This window comes from Sorangium sp. So ce185 (assembly GCF_051526825.1).
In the GTDB taxonomy this organism is placed as follows: domain Bacteria; phylum Myxococcota_A; class Polyangia; order Polyangiales; family Polyangiaceae; genus Sorangium; species Sorangium cellulosum_D.
This window is the reverse complement of sequence record NZ_CP150316.1, coordinates 874,354-888,236: the sequence shown is the minus strand read 5'-3', so window position 1 is coordinate 888,236 and position 13,883 is coordinate 874,354. Positions and strand designations below refer to the sequence as shown.

9 protein-coding genes and 1 pseudogene are annotated in these 13,883 nt (G+C 72.4%); 9 read left to right on the top strand and 1 reads right to left on the bottom strand.

The features are described from left to right. Nucleotides 1-75 precede the first annotated feature (75 nt). The 9 genes and pseudogenes from WMF26_RS03440 (at nucleotide 76) to WMF26_RS03400 (ending at nucleotide 12,855) form a co-directional block, all read left to right on the top strand. Nucleotides 76-3,396, top strand: a complete 3,321-nt coding sequence (locus WMF26_RS03440; RefSeq protein WP_437999124.1) for a VWA domain-containing protein — start codon at nucleotides 76-78, stop codon at nucleotides 3,394-3,396. Between the two features lie 74 nt (nucleotides 3,397-3,470). Beyond that, entirely contained in the window at nucleotides 3,471-4,553 is a 1,083-nt protein-coding gene (locus WMF26_RS03435; protein ID WP_437999123.1) for an AraC family transcriptional regulator, read from the top strand. Between the two features lie 75 nt (nucleotides 4,554-4,628). Continuing rightward, nucleotides 4,629-5,612, top strand: a complete 984-nt coding sequence (locus tag WMF26_RS03430; protein WP_437999122.1) for an alpha/beta fold hydrolase — start codon at nucleotides 4,629-4,631, stop codon at nucleotides 5,610-5,612. Further along, on the top strand, nucleotides 5,609-6,322 hold the full coding sequence (locus WMF26_RS03425; RefSeq protein WP_437999121.1) for a hypothetical protein: 714 nt from the start codon (nucleotides 5,609-5,611) through the stop codon (nucleotides 6,320-6,322). The genes WMF26_RS03430 and WMF26_RS03425 overlap by 4 nt, the downstream gene beginning before the upstream one ends. A 776-nt stretch (nucleotides 6,323-7,098) precedes the next feature. Then, nucleotides 7,099-7,587 (top strand): hypothetical protein, encoded by a 489-nt coding sequence (locus WMF26_RS03420; RefSeq protein ID WP_437999120.1) that lies wholly within the window; start codon nucleotides 7,099-7,101, stop codon nucleotides 7,585-7,587. Nucleotides 7,588-8,079: 492 nt separating this feature from the next. Continuing rightward, nucleotides 8,080-8,397, top strand: a pseudogene (locus WMF26_RS03415) (PAAR-like domain-containing protein); the annotation flags it as partial. A gap of 238 nt (nucleotides 8,398-8,635) precedes the next feature. Beyond that, the gene (locus WMF26_RS03410) at nucleotides 8,636-12,205 is read left to right on the top strand and encodes a restriction endonuclease fold toxin (RefSeq protein WP_437999119.1); all 3,570 of its coding nucleotides are present in this window, start codon (nucleotides 8,636-8,638) and stop codon (nucleotides 12,203-12,205) included. A gap of 55 nt (nucleotides 12,206-12,260) precedes the next feature. After that, nucleotides 12,261-12,617 (top strand): hypothetical protein, encoded by a 357-nt coding sequence (locus WMF26_RS03405; protein ID WP_437999118.1) that lies wholly within the window; start codon nucleotides 12,261-12,263, stop codon nucleotides 12,615-12,617. Next, a complete protein-coding gene (locus WMF26_RS03400; protein WP_437999117.1) occupies nucleotides 12,607-12,855 on the top strand; it encodes a hypothetical protein in 249 nt (82 codons plus the stop codon). The genes WMF26_RS03405 and WMF26_RS03400 overlap by 11 nt, the downstream gene beginning before the upstream one ends. 49 nt (nucleotides 12,856-12,904) lie before the next feature. Here WMF26_RS03400 and WMF26_RS03395 read toward each other — a convergent pair whose 3' ends face one another. Next, nucleotides 12,905-13,876, bottom strand: coding sequence for a serine/threonine protein kinase (locus WMF26_RS03395; protein WP_437999116.1), 972 nt, complete (start codon nucleotides 13,874-13,876; stop codon nucleotides 12,905-12,907). Nucleotides 13,877-13,883 lie beyond the last annotated feature (7 nt).

Genomic DNA, 13,883 nt, shown 5'->3' with positions numbered 1-13,883 from the left:
GCGCTCCTCTTCGCCGCGCTGCTCCGCCTCGCCCTCCGACAGGGCGCGCTCCGCCGCCCGATCCTGCTCGCCTGGATGCTCGCGGGCGCGCTTCCGGCGCTCTACGTGGGGCTTGTCTGGTGCGGGCTGCTCTCGGGCGCGCAGCTCCGGCTCGCGCGGCCCTGGGGCGCGCTGCTCGCCGCGGGCGCCACGTCGTTCGTCGCGCTCCGGGTCCTCGCGCTCGCGCTCGCGTCGCCGTACGCCCGCAGGCAGGGGGCGTGGCGCACGCGATTCGGGGATCTCCTTACGCCCTTCGCGGCGTTCGCCGCGGCCATGGCCGTGGCCGGCCCAGAGATCGGCCGGCCACTCGACCGGCTCACCGTCCTGCTCGCGATCGATCGCAGCCGCTCGATCGACCTCGTGCCGAACGCCGACAAGCGCGTCGCGCAGGAGCTCTCCGTCGCCGAGCTCGGCATGCGCGACGACGACCGGATCGCCACCATCGCGTTCGCCGCCGGCGCCGCCACCGAGGATCCGCCGCGGCCGCGCTCGCAGCTCCCCGCGCCGCAGCGGGTCGCGCTCGGCCGCGACGGGACGGACCTCGCCGCGGGCATCCGGCGCGCCCTCGCCGAGGTGCCGCCGGACTCCGCGGCGCGCGTCGTGCTGCTGACCGACGGGGTCGCCACCCGCGGCGACACGATGGCCGCGGCCGCGGCCGCCGTCGCCGCCGGCCTGCCGATCGACGTGCTCCCGCTGGAGCAGCGCCTGGTCCCCGACGTCCGCGTGGTCGCCCTCCGCGCGCCCGCGCGGGCCGACGAGGGCGAGGCGCTCGATCTGCGGCTCGTCACCTCGTCGCCGTCGCCGGCCGAGGTGGAGATCCGCCTGCGCCGCGACGGCGAGCTCATCGCCCGCGCCGACGCCTCGATCGCCGCCGGGGAGGACGTGCTGCGCATCCGCGAGAAGGCGCCGGGGCCGGGGCTGCACCGCTACGACGTCGAGGTCACCGCGAAGGATCCGCGGCTCGACGAGGCCGCCGAGGACAACGCGGCGAGCGCGTTCCTGCGCGTGCGCGGGGCGGCGGCCGCGCTCGTGCTGGAGGGCGACGCCGGGCAGGGCGCGTTCATCGCGCGGGCGCTCGCGGACGGCGCGTTCCGGGTGGACGAGGGGGGCCTCGACCGCGTCCCGGCCGACCTCGGGGAGCTCGCCGGCTACGACGTGGTGGTGCTCAGCGACCTCCGCGCGGCGGACCTGTCGCCGAACCAGATCGAGGCGCTCGCGAGCTACGTGCGCGACCTCGGCGGCGGCCTGATCCTGATGGGCGGCGACCGGAGCATGGGGCCGGGCGGCTACGCGCGGACGCCGCTCGAGGAGGTCTCCCCCGTCTCGTTCGACCTGAAGCAGGAGCGCCGGCGGGCGAGCCTGGCCGAGGTGATCGGCATCGACATCTCCGGCTCGATGGCGGCGAGCGCCGGCGCGCACACGAAGCTCGAGCTCGCCAACGAGGCCGCCGCGCGGTCGGCGTCGCTGCTCGGCCCCGGCGACCGGCTCGGCGTCGCGCACGTCGACACGGCGGTGCGGTGGAGCGTGCCGCTCGGGCCGGTGGCGGACAAGGCGGCGATCGACAGGGCGATCCGCGCGGTGGGGCCGGGCGGCGGCGGGATCTACGTCGACATCACGCTCGACGCGGCGTACCGGGCGCTCGACCGGGAGGCCACGAACCTGAAGCACGTGCTGCTCTTCGCCGACGGGTCGGACGCGGAGAACATGGGGCCGTGCCGCGCGATGGTGGGGGCGGCGATGCGCCGCGGGATCACGACGAGCGTCGTGGCGCTGGGCCAGGGCGGCGACGTGCCGGAGCTGGAGACGCTGTCGCGCCTCGGCGGCGGCCGGTTCTACCTGGTGGAGGACGCGGGGCGGCTGCCGGCGGTGTTCACGCAGGAGACGATCCTCGCGGCGCGGAGCGCGATCGTGGAGGAGCCGTTCCAGGTGGCGCTGGGCGCGCCGTCGTCGATCACGGCCGGCGTGCCGTTCGGCGAGGCGCCGCCGCTCGGGGGCTACGTGGTGACGGTCCCGAAGGGTCGGTCGACGGTGCTGCTGTCCGGGCCGGAGGGGGATCCGGTGCTCGCGGCGTGGTCGGCGGGGCTCGGCCGGGCCGCGGCGTTCACGAGCGATCTGAAGGGCCGCTGGGGGGCGGCGTGGACGCGCTGGCCGGGCGCGGCGCGGATGATCGCGCAGGCGGCGCGCGACGTGGCGCGCAAGGCGGAGGATCCGCGCGTGCGGCTCGAGGCGGACGCGTCGGGGGGCGAGCTGTCGGTGCGGGCGAGCGTGATCGGCGACGACGGGCGGGCGCAGTCGTTCCGCCGGCTGGTCGTGCACGTGGCGGGGCCGGACGGCTTCGCGCGGGAGCTCCCGCTCGAGGCGACGGGCGCGGGGTCGTACACGGCGACGCTGCCGCTGTCGCGGCCGGGCACCTACGTGGCGGTGGCGCGGGACGAGCTGACGGGGGAGGCCGTGGGGACGACGGGGGCGGCGATGACCGCGGGCGAGGAGCTGCGCCCGACGGGCAGCGATCTGTCGTTGCTCGGGCGGATCGCGGAGTTCACCGGGGGCAAGCGGCGCGACACGCTGGCGGGCATCTTCGAGGACCGGGCGGCGAGGCGGTTCGCGTACCGGGACGCGACGGCGGGGCTGGTCGGCCTGGCGGCGCTCGCGCTGCTGCTCGCGGTGGCGGCGCGGCGGCTCGCGCTGCCGGAGGCGGCGTGGGCGTGGGCCGCGCGGGCCGGGGAGCGGCTGCGGGCGCGGCGGTCGGGAGCGGCGGTGGAGGAGGCCAGCGCGGGCGAGACGGTGGGGGCGCTGCTGTCGGCGCGGGAGCGGGCGAGGACGGCGCGAGAGGGGGGGCAGGCGCGGGCGGCCGGGCCGAGGGCGGCGGCGAGGTGGACGGCGCAACCTGGGTCGACGGCGCAACCTGGGTCGGCGGCGCAACCTGGGTCGGCGGCGCAACCTGGGTCGGCCGCCCAACCTGGGTCGGCCGCGGCGGTGCAACCTGGGTCGGCCGCCCAACCTGGGTCGGCCGCCCAACCTGGGTCGGCCGCCCAACCTGGGTCGGCCGCCCAACCTGGGTCGGCCGCCCAACCTGGGTCGGCGGCGCCGCAACCTGGGTCGGCGGCGCCGCAACCTAGGTCGGCGGCGCAACCTGGGTCGGCCGCCCAACCTGGGTCGGCCGCCCAACCTGGGTCGGCCGCCCAACCTGGGTCGGCCGCCCAACCTGGGTCGGCCGCCCAACCTGGGTCGGCTGCGGCGCCTCGCTCCGCGCCGTCACAGGGAGCGCACCAGGCTCAGGCGCCAGGAGCGACGCCGGAAGGACGGCCGCTCACCGCCGCGGAGAAGATCCTGGCACGCCGCCGCGGGCGCCAGTGACATGGCCTGTACTTCGGGCGCGCGATCGACACGTCTGGAAGGCCGATGACGTTACAATCCCGCACCATCGATCCATGGGAAGCGTCGCGCAGACCCGCGTCGTGAGCTCTCGTCGGGGGCTCGACCCGCTCGTGAAGGCGGAGGGCGAGCGCACGCTCAGCGTCGGCGTGAAGGCGCTGCGGAGCGTGCTCGGCGCCGCGGAGGCTGCCGGGATCGACGCGAGCTCGATCGCCCGAGCGCACGGGCTCGCGCCGGAGGAGCTGCGCAACCCCGATTTCCGACTCTCCTATCGCCGGTGGATCGCGCTCTGGGACGATGTCGTCGAGAGGGCCGGCGATCCGGGCGTCGGGCTCCGCGCCGCGGAGGCGCTCTCGATCGGCCACTGGGACGTGATGGACTTCGTCGTCGCGTCGAGCGACACGGTGGGCGACGCCTTCCAGAGGTTCTCGCGGCACTTCGCCGTCATCAGCACGGCCGTGCGCCATGTCCTTCAGGTCGATCGCAAGGAGGCCCGGCTCGTTCGGGAGCACGTCCCCGGCGCGGCCCCGCACCGGGTCGCGACCGAGTTCGGCTTCGCGAACATCGTCCTGCGCTTCCGCGCGCTCGCCGCCACGCCGTGGTCGCCTTCCTCGATCCAGTTCCGTCACCCGCGCTGCGCAGAGCTCGAGACGTACACCCGGATCTTCGCTTGTCCGATCCGATTTCGAGCGCCCGGCGACGCGATCGTCCTCCCGCGCGCGGCGCTCGCGACGCCGATGAAAGGGGCCGCCCCCGAGCTCTGCGCCGTCCTCGATCGCCACGCCGCCCTCCTCGTGCAAAAGCTCCCCCCCGCCCAGGCGAGCCTCGTGGAGCGCGCGCGGCACGCGCTCGCCCTCGAGCTGCACGGCGGCGCTCCCAGGCTGGCGACCGTGGCGAAGCGGCTCGGGCTGAGCGCGCGCACGCTGCAACGACGCCTCTCGGAGGACGGCTTTCCCTTCCGAGCGCTCGTCGAGAAGACCCGCGAAGAGCTCGCGCTGCGCTATCTGGAGGATCCCGCCATCGGGCTCGCGGAGATCGGCGCGCTGGTGGGCTTCTCCGATGTGAGCGCGTTCTACAAGGCGTTCCGGCGGTGGACGGGGAGCACGCCGGGCCAGCTCCGCGACCGCTCCGTGGCGTAGCCGGAGGCGCCGCCGGACAATCGATTGGCGTGGCGGCACAATGCCGAGGGCGGCCCGGATCCGTACGCTCCGGTCATGCGCTCCTTCGCCCGCCGCTCTTGTCTTGCGTGCCTCGTGCTCGCCTCGGGCTGTCTGGATCCGGACGCGCCTGGAAACCTCGTCCCGAGGACGGTCGCGGAGGACGACGCGCTCCCTCGCTTCACCCTCCGCGACGGCGCCCGCATTCACCTCCGCACGCAAGGGGACCCGAAGAACCCCACCCTCGTCACGCTGCACGGCGGCCCTGGCGGCGACATGCGCGGCATGCTCGGCCTCGGCGCGCTCTCCGAGCGGTACTTCGTCGTCCACTGGGATCAGCGAGGCACCGGTCTCTCGGAGCGTGTCCCTTCATCGGACTTCACCGTCGAGACGTACGCGGCGGATCTCCACGAGCTCGTCCAGCGCTTCTCCCCCGACGCGCCGGTCACGCTGTTCGGGCATTCGTGGGGCGCCATGTACGCGGCCCTCTATATCCAGCGGCACCCCGACCGCGTCGGAGAGGCCGTCCTCAGCGAGCCGGGCTTCCTGAACGCGTCGATCGCGAACGAGACCGAGCTCTTCACGTTCGGCCTCACCGCCGAGGGGCTGAACGATCTCGGTTGGTCGGAATGGGCCATGAGCCCCGACGGAGACGCGCGCGCAGACTTCCTCCTGTCCTTGGGGCAAGGCTGGTCACAGCCAGGGTATTACGAAGACCCGGACGACCCCGACAACCTCAAGGCGTTCCGCCTGGGCGCGCGCGCGATGCGGGACCTGCAGGGCTCGGCGAAGACGGACGGAGCGTGGGACTTCGATTTCTCTTCCGGCCTCGATCGCTTCTGCAAGCCGGTGACCCTGATCGGAACGACGATCAACACCGTCATCGGGTTCGAGCAACAAGAGCGCCGCCACGCCCCTCTGTTTTGCGACGTCGAGCTCGTCCGCGTCGAAGGCGAAGACCACGGCTGGGTGAACAAGCACCCCGATCGTGTCATGGAGGTCCTGCGCGCCCATCTCGGCGCCTACGAGGGGGCGAGATGAGGGCCGTCGCCCTCGCCGCGGCGATCGCCGCGACGGCGGTCTCCGCGGTCGCGTCGGCCGCGCCCATCAGCGGGTATCAAGGGGAGCAGGAGAACGCGACGCACGTCAATCTCGGCTGGAACTCCGCGCCTGCCCTGGAGCTCGCCTACGGGCGCGCGATCCCGATGGAACGGCTCGTGCGCCGCCTCGATCTCGAGATCGGGCTGGCGCTGCCGGTCTTCCTCGTGCCGGAGCTCGACTCCTTCCGCCTGGAGCCGGCGGCGCGCGCGATGCTCGTGCAGCGCGGCGGCTGGGGGCTCGCCGGGCGCCTGGGGCTGCCGGTGCAGACGGGCGACAACCAGACGTTCCAGTTCGTGAGCGTGGGCGCGCACCCCGGGCTCGCGGGCGGATATTTCGAGCGCGGCTGGTTCATCGCGCTGGAGGTGGAGTACACGGCGATCCTGAGCACGTACATCGCGGCGAGCGATCGCGCGCGCGCGACCTACGCGGGCATTCGCGACGGCTTTTATGCGCCCGCGGGGGGCTACCTCGACGCGAGCCTCGCGCTCGGGTTATCGATCGGATCGAGCGTCGAGCTCGGGCTGCGCGCGGGCTATCGCTCCACCCACGCCCTCGAGCCGCCCCCGTTCGTCCCCTTCCGCGCCGAGGTGGGCGTGTCCTACGCGTTCGGAGCGCCGGCAGCGGCGCCACCCCGAGCGATCGAGCCGTAGCGAAGGCGATCGCGCGCCTCGGCCAGGTCGACTGCCAGCAACGCCCCGAACGCCGCCAGCACCTCCCGGCGACTCCCCAGCAGCCCCGGGAGGCCTGCCGGCACCCGCTGGTACGGCTCCTCGGCCCTGCTGGTACGGCTCCCCGGACCTGCTGGTACGGCTCCCCGGACCTGCTGGTGCGGCTCCTCGGAACTGCTGGTGCGGCTCCTCCGACCTGCTGGTACGGCTCCTCCGACCTGCTGGTACGGCTCCTCCGACCTGCTGGTACGGCTCCTCCGACCTGCTGGTGCGGCTCCTCGGACCTGCTGACACGATTCCTGGCCGTCTCGCCGCGTGCTGGCCGCGCTCCGGGCCCGCTGGCCGCGCTTCCGGCCCGCTGGGGTGCTCCGCAACTTCATTGTGACGTAGGATGGTGGCCCCCTTCGACCAGACCTGGTTTCACTCGGTCGGCAACATCGAATCTCAGCTAGGAATCACCGTTGCCTTTTGACTGCAGCCTCGCCGCGGCCCGACCGCTCGCCGCTTCCCTCCTCCTCGTGGCCGGGTGCAACGCTCGTACACCGGGGAGCGGCGGCGATGCAGCGACCACCGACGCGAAACCACGGGGAACCCCGGCCTCGACGTCGGCCGCGCCATCGTCCTCGAGGCCGGAGGCCCCGGCGGCAAGTCGGTCGAGCGGTGTCCCTCCCGCCGCGGATCGAGCGGCCTTCAGCCCGGTCACCCTCGAGACGATCCAGCGCGCGCAGCACAAGATCACCGAGGGCCACGCGGCCGGCGTGAACCTGCAGCCCTACTGCGAGCCGGAGGTTCAGGCGCCCGGCAGCACGAGCCCGGTCGGCGAGATGGCATGGCCAGAGCTCCGCGTGACCGACTACCAGCCGCTGCACGACCTGCTCTCGAACCACCCGTCGTTCATCGGGGTGGTCCCCGAGCGGAAGCGGCGGTCGATCGTCGTCGTCTTCGAGCCGGGCTTCCACGATTGGGCATCGATTCAGGCCCGGATCCCGGTTCCACGGCGCGTCCGGGTCGAGCTGCGTCCCGGCTGTCACACGCGGGAGCAGAGGGAGCTCGCGCAGCAAGCTCTCGAGGCGCTCAGGAGAGAGCCGGCGGTCGGCCCGGCGTTGCACGCATGGGCGCCCGATGCCTCGATCGCCGGCTTCCGTGTCTTCGTGCTGCGGGGAGACACGGCGACGGCGGCGCTCGTCGTCGAGCGGCTCGGCTCGATCGCGAACGTCTGGTTCAGCAGGCCCTTCGGGGAGCACTGAGCTCCCGCTGCTCGACCGGGTGGTGGCCCCATTTGCCCCGGAGTGGTTCACATGAAGGCGGGAAGGCAGGAAGATCATTGATCTTTTCTTCCCGCCTTCCCGCCTTCATGTTCAAATCTGGCCACCACCCTCGACCGGGGCGCGGACCGCCCGGACGTGACGCGCCCGGGCAAACGCGCGCGGCGCCGACCGAGGTGGATCAAGCGGCGACCCAGGAGCTGCGCGCTCTCTCCTGCGCGCTGAACGCCCCGCTTCAGGCTCACGTCATCTTCACGCCCAGCGGGCGCTACGCCGCCGTCCTGGAGTAGCCATCGCGGGCCATATCCACGACCACGTAGAACCCCTCAGGCTCGCAGAGGCCCGGCGAGGAGCGCAGCGAGGAGCGTCTGGTCCTTCGCCGCCAGGACCGGCGCGGCCGGCGTCGCATTCGCATCCGCGTCGGGCGGGTCCCGATTGTATGCCCGACAGGGCGTGGGCGAAATTGCTGCTGCCATGAGCAAGGTCACGGCGCTGGGGCTGGATACGGTCCACGAAGGTTCAGGCCACCAGATGACCGGCATGGCCGTCAGCGTGTGCACGACGCCGGCGGCGCCCAGCCCGCTGCCGGTTCCTTACCCCACGATGGGCACGGTGGCCGAAGGGGTCATCGACGCGCCGATGCGGACGAAGATCGAAGGGAAGAAGATCCTGACGGTCGGCGGGTGCATGAAGGCGTGTCACGGCAACGAGCCGGGCACGTTGAAGGAGACGTTGAGCCTCAACACGGGCGGTCCGTGCTTCCCGTGGCTCGGCGCGCCGAACGTGCTCGTCGAGCTGGGGATGGCCGGGATCACCGGCAGCATGGGGCAGATGAACAAGTCGGTCACCGCCGGCGCCGGGACGAGCGCGAGCGGGGCGGGGGGCGCCGGGGGCCGGGGGCGGCGGCGGCGGCGGCGGCGGCGCGGGGGCGCCGGGCGGGAGGAAGCCGAGCACGCCGGGCGGCGGCGGGGGCGGCGGCGGCGGGAAGAGCCACAAGGGGGCGACGGCGGGCAAGTCGTCATCGCCGCCGGTGGACCAGTGCACGACCGAGGGGCATCCGGTCGACGTCACCGACGGCGCGGTGGTCGACGCGGCGACGGATATCGAGGTGGCGGGCATGATCCCGCTCACGTGGGCGCGGCACTACCGCTCCTCTCGGTATGGGGAGCGCGACGCGGCGCTCGGGCCGGGGTGGGCGTTTTCTTACGAGCAATGGATCGAGGAGGGAGAGCAGGTCCTCGCGCTGCGGGACGGCCAGGGGCGGTGGATCTGGTTCGAGAAGGTCGGGCCCGGAGAGCGCGCGTTCCACCGGCGCGAGCGGCTGGAGCTGCACCGAGACGGAGCGCGGGCGTACCGGGTGGTGGAGCTCGGGTCGCGGCAGGTGCGGGTGTTCGCGGCGGAGGGCGGATCGGCGAGGGCGCTGTTGCGCGCGATCCGGGATGCGCACGGCAACGAGATCCGGCTGGACTACGAGGGAGAGCGGCTCGTCCGGATCGTGGATACGGCGGGGCGGGAGCTCGGGGTGCGGTGGAAGGACGGGCGGATCACGCGCCTGGAGCTCTGGGCGGAGCGGCGGCTCTGGCAGTGGGTGGACTACCGGTACGACCGCGCGGGGTGCCTGCTCGCGGCGGTCGATGCCGTGGGCGGCGTCGAGGCGTACGAGGTCGACGCGCGCTGCCGGATGACGGCGGCGACGCTGAAGAACGGCGAGCGGTTCTGGTATGCCTACGAGAATCCCCACGGGCACCGGTGCCGGAAGACTGGAGGGCGGGACGGGCTCTACGAGGTGGAGCTCCGCCGCGACGAGCGGGCGAGGACGACCGAGGTCCGTGGCGAGGAGCCGCGGGTGTACACCTGGAACGCCGACGGCCTGGTCACGCGCGCGGCGCTGCCCGACGGGACGGTGCTGTGGGAGCGGGCGTACGACGAGGACGCGCGCCTCGTGGCCGAGGTCAACGGCGACGGCGAGGGCGTGCAGACCTGGCACGACGCCCGCGGGAACGTGATCCGGGTGATGGACGCGCTCGGCAACGAGACGCGGTGGGAGCACGAGGGCGACCTCGTGGTGCGCGAGATCAGCCCCGAGGGGCTGGTGACCCAGGTGATGCGCGACGCGCGCGGCGAGGTGAGCGCGGTGCTGTTGCCGACGGGCGAGGCGGTCTCGTTCGCGCGCGACGATCGCGGGCGGGTCACGGGCGTGTACGCGCACCGCGGTGGGCAGGACGGGCTGCTGTTCGGCTACGAGCACGACGCGCGGCACAACGTGATCGCCGAGATCGACGCGCGCGGCGCGCGGACGACGTACGCGCACGACGGGGTGGGGAGGCCCGTGGCGAGGACCGACGCGCTGGGGCGGACGACGCGCGTGACGTACGACCCGATGGGGCGGCCGAACCGGGTGGAGCGGCCCGATGGGACGAGGACCGTCGCGACCTACGATCGCATGGGCAATCCGGTGCGGCTGGTCGACGGGCTGGGGCAGATCACGCAGCTCGCCTACCAGGGCACGGGCGTGCTGGCGCAGGTCGTCGAGCCGGGCGGGGGCGTGTGGCGCTTCGAGTACACGAGCAAGGAGCGGCTGCACGTCATCACCAACCCCAAGGGCGAGACGTACGTCTTCCGCTACGACGATGCAGGACGGGTGACGCAGGAAGAGACGTTCGACGGGCGCAAGCTCCGCTACGGCTACAGGAGCTCGGGGCGGCTCGGGCGCATCGAGCTCGCGGCCGACCGGACCTGGTGGCGCAACCTGTTCTACGACCGCGCGGGCAACCTCACCGGCGACGAGACGCCCGACGGGGTGATCCGCTACGCGCGCGACCGGATGGGGCGGCTGCTCGGGGCCGCGCTCGAGGAGGCGAGCGGGCTGCGCGTCGAGACGTGGTTCGAGCGCGACGGGCTCGGGCGCGTGGTGTGCGAGCGGCAGGGCGACCATGCGGTGCGGTACGTCTACGACACGCGCGGCCGGCGCATCGAGCGCGTCATGCCGAACGGGGCGAGGACGAGGTATGCCTACGACGCGCTCGACGCGCTGAGCGCGGTCGAGCACGACGGGTATCGGGTGGTATTCGAGCGCGACGTGCTGGGGCGCGAGGCGCAGAGGACGAGCCACGCGCCGGGCGAGGACGACGCGGCGGGCGAGGCCGCGGTGGTCACGGTGCGGAGCAGCTACGACGCGATGGACCGGCTCATCGAGCAGCGCGCGACCGCGCCGGCGCCGGGCGTGCCCAAGGTTCTCGTCGCGCGGCAGTGGCTGTACGACGCGCGCGGTCGTGTCGAGCGCATCGACGACGCGCGCTGGGGCGCGACCGCGTACCGCTACGACCGCGTCGACCGGCTGCTGTCCGCGCAGCGGGGGACCGTGCGCGAGGTGTTCACCTACGACCCGGCCGGCTCGATCACGCGCGTGCTCGAGGAGCTCGCGGGCAACGACGATCTGGGGCCGCTCACGCCGGCGACGCAAGCGCAGCAGCCCCAGGGCTGGACGCAGCCGTCGTGGAAGCTCGAGCCCGGCGGCGTGCTGCGCAGGACCGAGACCGCGGCCTACGAGGTCGATGCGCGCGGGCGCCGCACCGCCAAGGTCGAGCTGGCGCGCTACCGCGAAAACCACCCGAGCGGCGGCGCCGCGACCGAGCAGGACATGACCCGCTACGTCTGGGACTGCCGCGACCGGCTCAGGGAGGTGCGCCTGCCCGATGGCACCCGCGTCGTCATGACCTATGACGCCTTCGGAAGGCGCGTGAGCAAGGAGGTGCTCCGTGAGGCCGTCGTCGGTCTGCCGCGCAGGATCGAGTTCGTCTGGGATGGCGATGTGCTGGCGGCCGACGTCGACGACGAGCGCGGGGCGAGGACGTTCGTGCACGCGCCGGGAACCTTCGTGCCGCTGCTCCAGCAGCAGGACGGGCGCGTGCTCACCTACGTCAACGACCACCTCGGCACGCCCAAGGAGCTGCTCGACCCGCGCGGGCTCGTCGCCTGGTCGGCGGCCCACTCCGCCTGGGGCAAGGTCGCCGACGTCTGGCGCGATCCGGTCAGCGTCCTCAACCACGGGACCCCCGTCGAGTCGCCGTTCCGGCTGCTCGGCCAGTACGCCGATGACGAGACGGGGCTCTGCTATACGAGGTTCAGGTTCTTCGATCCCGAGACGGGGGGATGGTGCAGCCCGGATCCGCTTGGAACGGCCGGAGGCCGGCACTTGTTCATGTTCGACGGCAGTCCAACCCTCCACATCGATCCCCTCGGCCTCGCGAAGGGCAAGGTATTGGGCGAAGCAGGGAAAGCTTGGGAAGATGATGTCCGAAGGGTTAGCGGAGGGACATCTCAAATAATCGACGACCGAGAAATTGACTCAGTGACGTCCACCGAGCTCATCCAGGCGAAGGACTCACCGAGCGCAGTCACCAAGCCCAAGAACTTCCTCAGCAAGAGTACTAGAAATCAGATCAAGGAGACAGTCCGCCTCGCGGGCGAGCACGGCAAGAAGCCGGTCTACTGGTTCAAAGAGGAGCCACATCCTGAAGTTCGCAGCTACATCGAAGAAAAGGGAGCGGAGGTACGCGTTGGCCTGCCCCCACCAACAAAAGGAAGCTGCTCCTCCTGATGTCTGCGCACGAGGCGCAGCGCCGACCCAACCATAAATCAACGAGGCGATACACATGTCGTACTTCTATTCGGTCCGCGGCTGGCTGGAAGTGTCGCCCGACATTTTTTCCAGCATAACATCCACCATCTCAACAATTCGAGAGCGCTTGCACAACAACGAGAAAGCACGTCTCTACATGAAAGGCTGGTGCTGGAGCAACGACTCGATCAATTGGACGCGCTACCTATTCTACGGAGCGGACGTCACAGAGGAAGGTCTAACGATATTCCGCAGCGTCATCAACGATCTAATTCTTCTTAAAGCCGATCTATCCGGATATTTTCACGCTCAGGGCGAAGACGGCGAAAAGAGCATAGTCTTCAGGGTCGAGAACGACGTTCTGTTCGAAGAGGCGCGATTTGCGTGTTGATGCCGACGACCTGGTGACGCGCGCGGCGCTGCCCGACGAAACGGTGCTGTGGGAGCGGGCGTACGACGAGGATGCGCCCCTCGTCGCCGAGGCCAACGGCTCGTGCCAGCGGATGCAGCGTGGGTCTGACGCGCGCGGCAATGCGATCCGCGAGATGGATGCGCTCGGCAACGAGACGCGGTGGAAGCACGAGGGAGACCTCGTGGTGCGCGAGATCGACCCCGATGGCGCTCGGTGATCGAGGTGGTGCGCGGCGCACGTGGCTGGTTCGCCAGCTGCCTTGCGCCTCAATCGCGGTACGGATGCCTCGGCGCTCGAGCGCCGTCGCAGCTCCTCTGCCCGGCGATCTCCCGGAGGGCGCGCCGGACGGCCGCGGCCCCGAGCGCGATGCCTGCTTCGGCAGCGGCATCCTGGATCGCCTGCGCCATCGCATCGCCGTCCGCGGGGCGCCCGGCCGGGTCGCGCGCCATGCTGCGCTGGACGAGCAGATCCACGCTCGCGGGGAGATCGGGCCGCAGCGCCCGCAGCGGAGGGATGCGCCCCGCGGCGATCCGCTGGAGACACTCCATGGGAGAGCCGGCCTCGTAAGGGCTCGCCCCTGTCAGCAGGCGGTACAGCACCGCGCCCAGCGACGCCACGTCGGCGGCGGGGGAGAGCGGCAGCCCCAGGACCGCCTCGGGCGACGGCGTGCCGAGCTCCGGCGCGTCGAGCGGGCGCCCGTACCCGAGCTTGCGCGCCACCGGGACAGGGCGCAGCAGCGCCCGCCCTCGGGCGGAGACGAGGATGCTCTCGGCGCCCAGCGCGCCGTGGACCGCGTTCATGGACGCGCCGTTCAGCGTCCAGCCGTGCAGCGCTCCCAGCCCGAGCGCAGCGTCCCGGGCCAGGGAGAGCGCCGCGCCGACCGGCCAGGGCAGGCCCGATCCCGCCTCGTGGCACGCGCGCAGCGAACGGGCCGACCGCCACGGAAGGACCATGTAATAGCGCCGCCCCTCGATACCCAGGCCCTGCAAGCGCAGGAACGCCGCGTGGTGAAAGAGGGTGAAGACCGCCGCCTCGTCCCAATAGAGCTGCATGAGCTGGTCGTGCGGCTGCTCCACCCAGACCTCCAGCCGGACGAGAGGGCCGGCCGGCTCGGCTCGATCCACCGCCTGATAGAGCTCGGTCCCCGGAGGGCTGCTCAGCCGGCGATGGATGCGATAGGGCCCGAGGTCGTCGCCCATCCCGAGGGGCACGAGAGGCGGGTCGTCGAACGGCTTCATGACACGC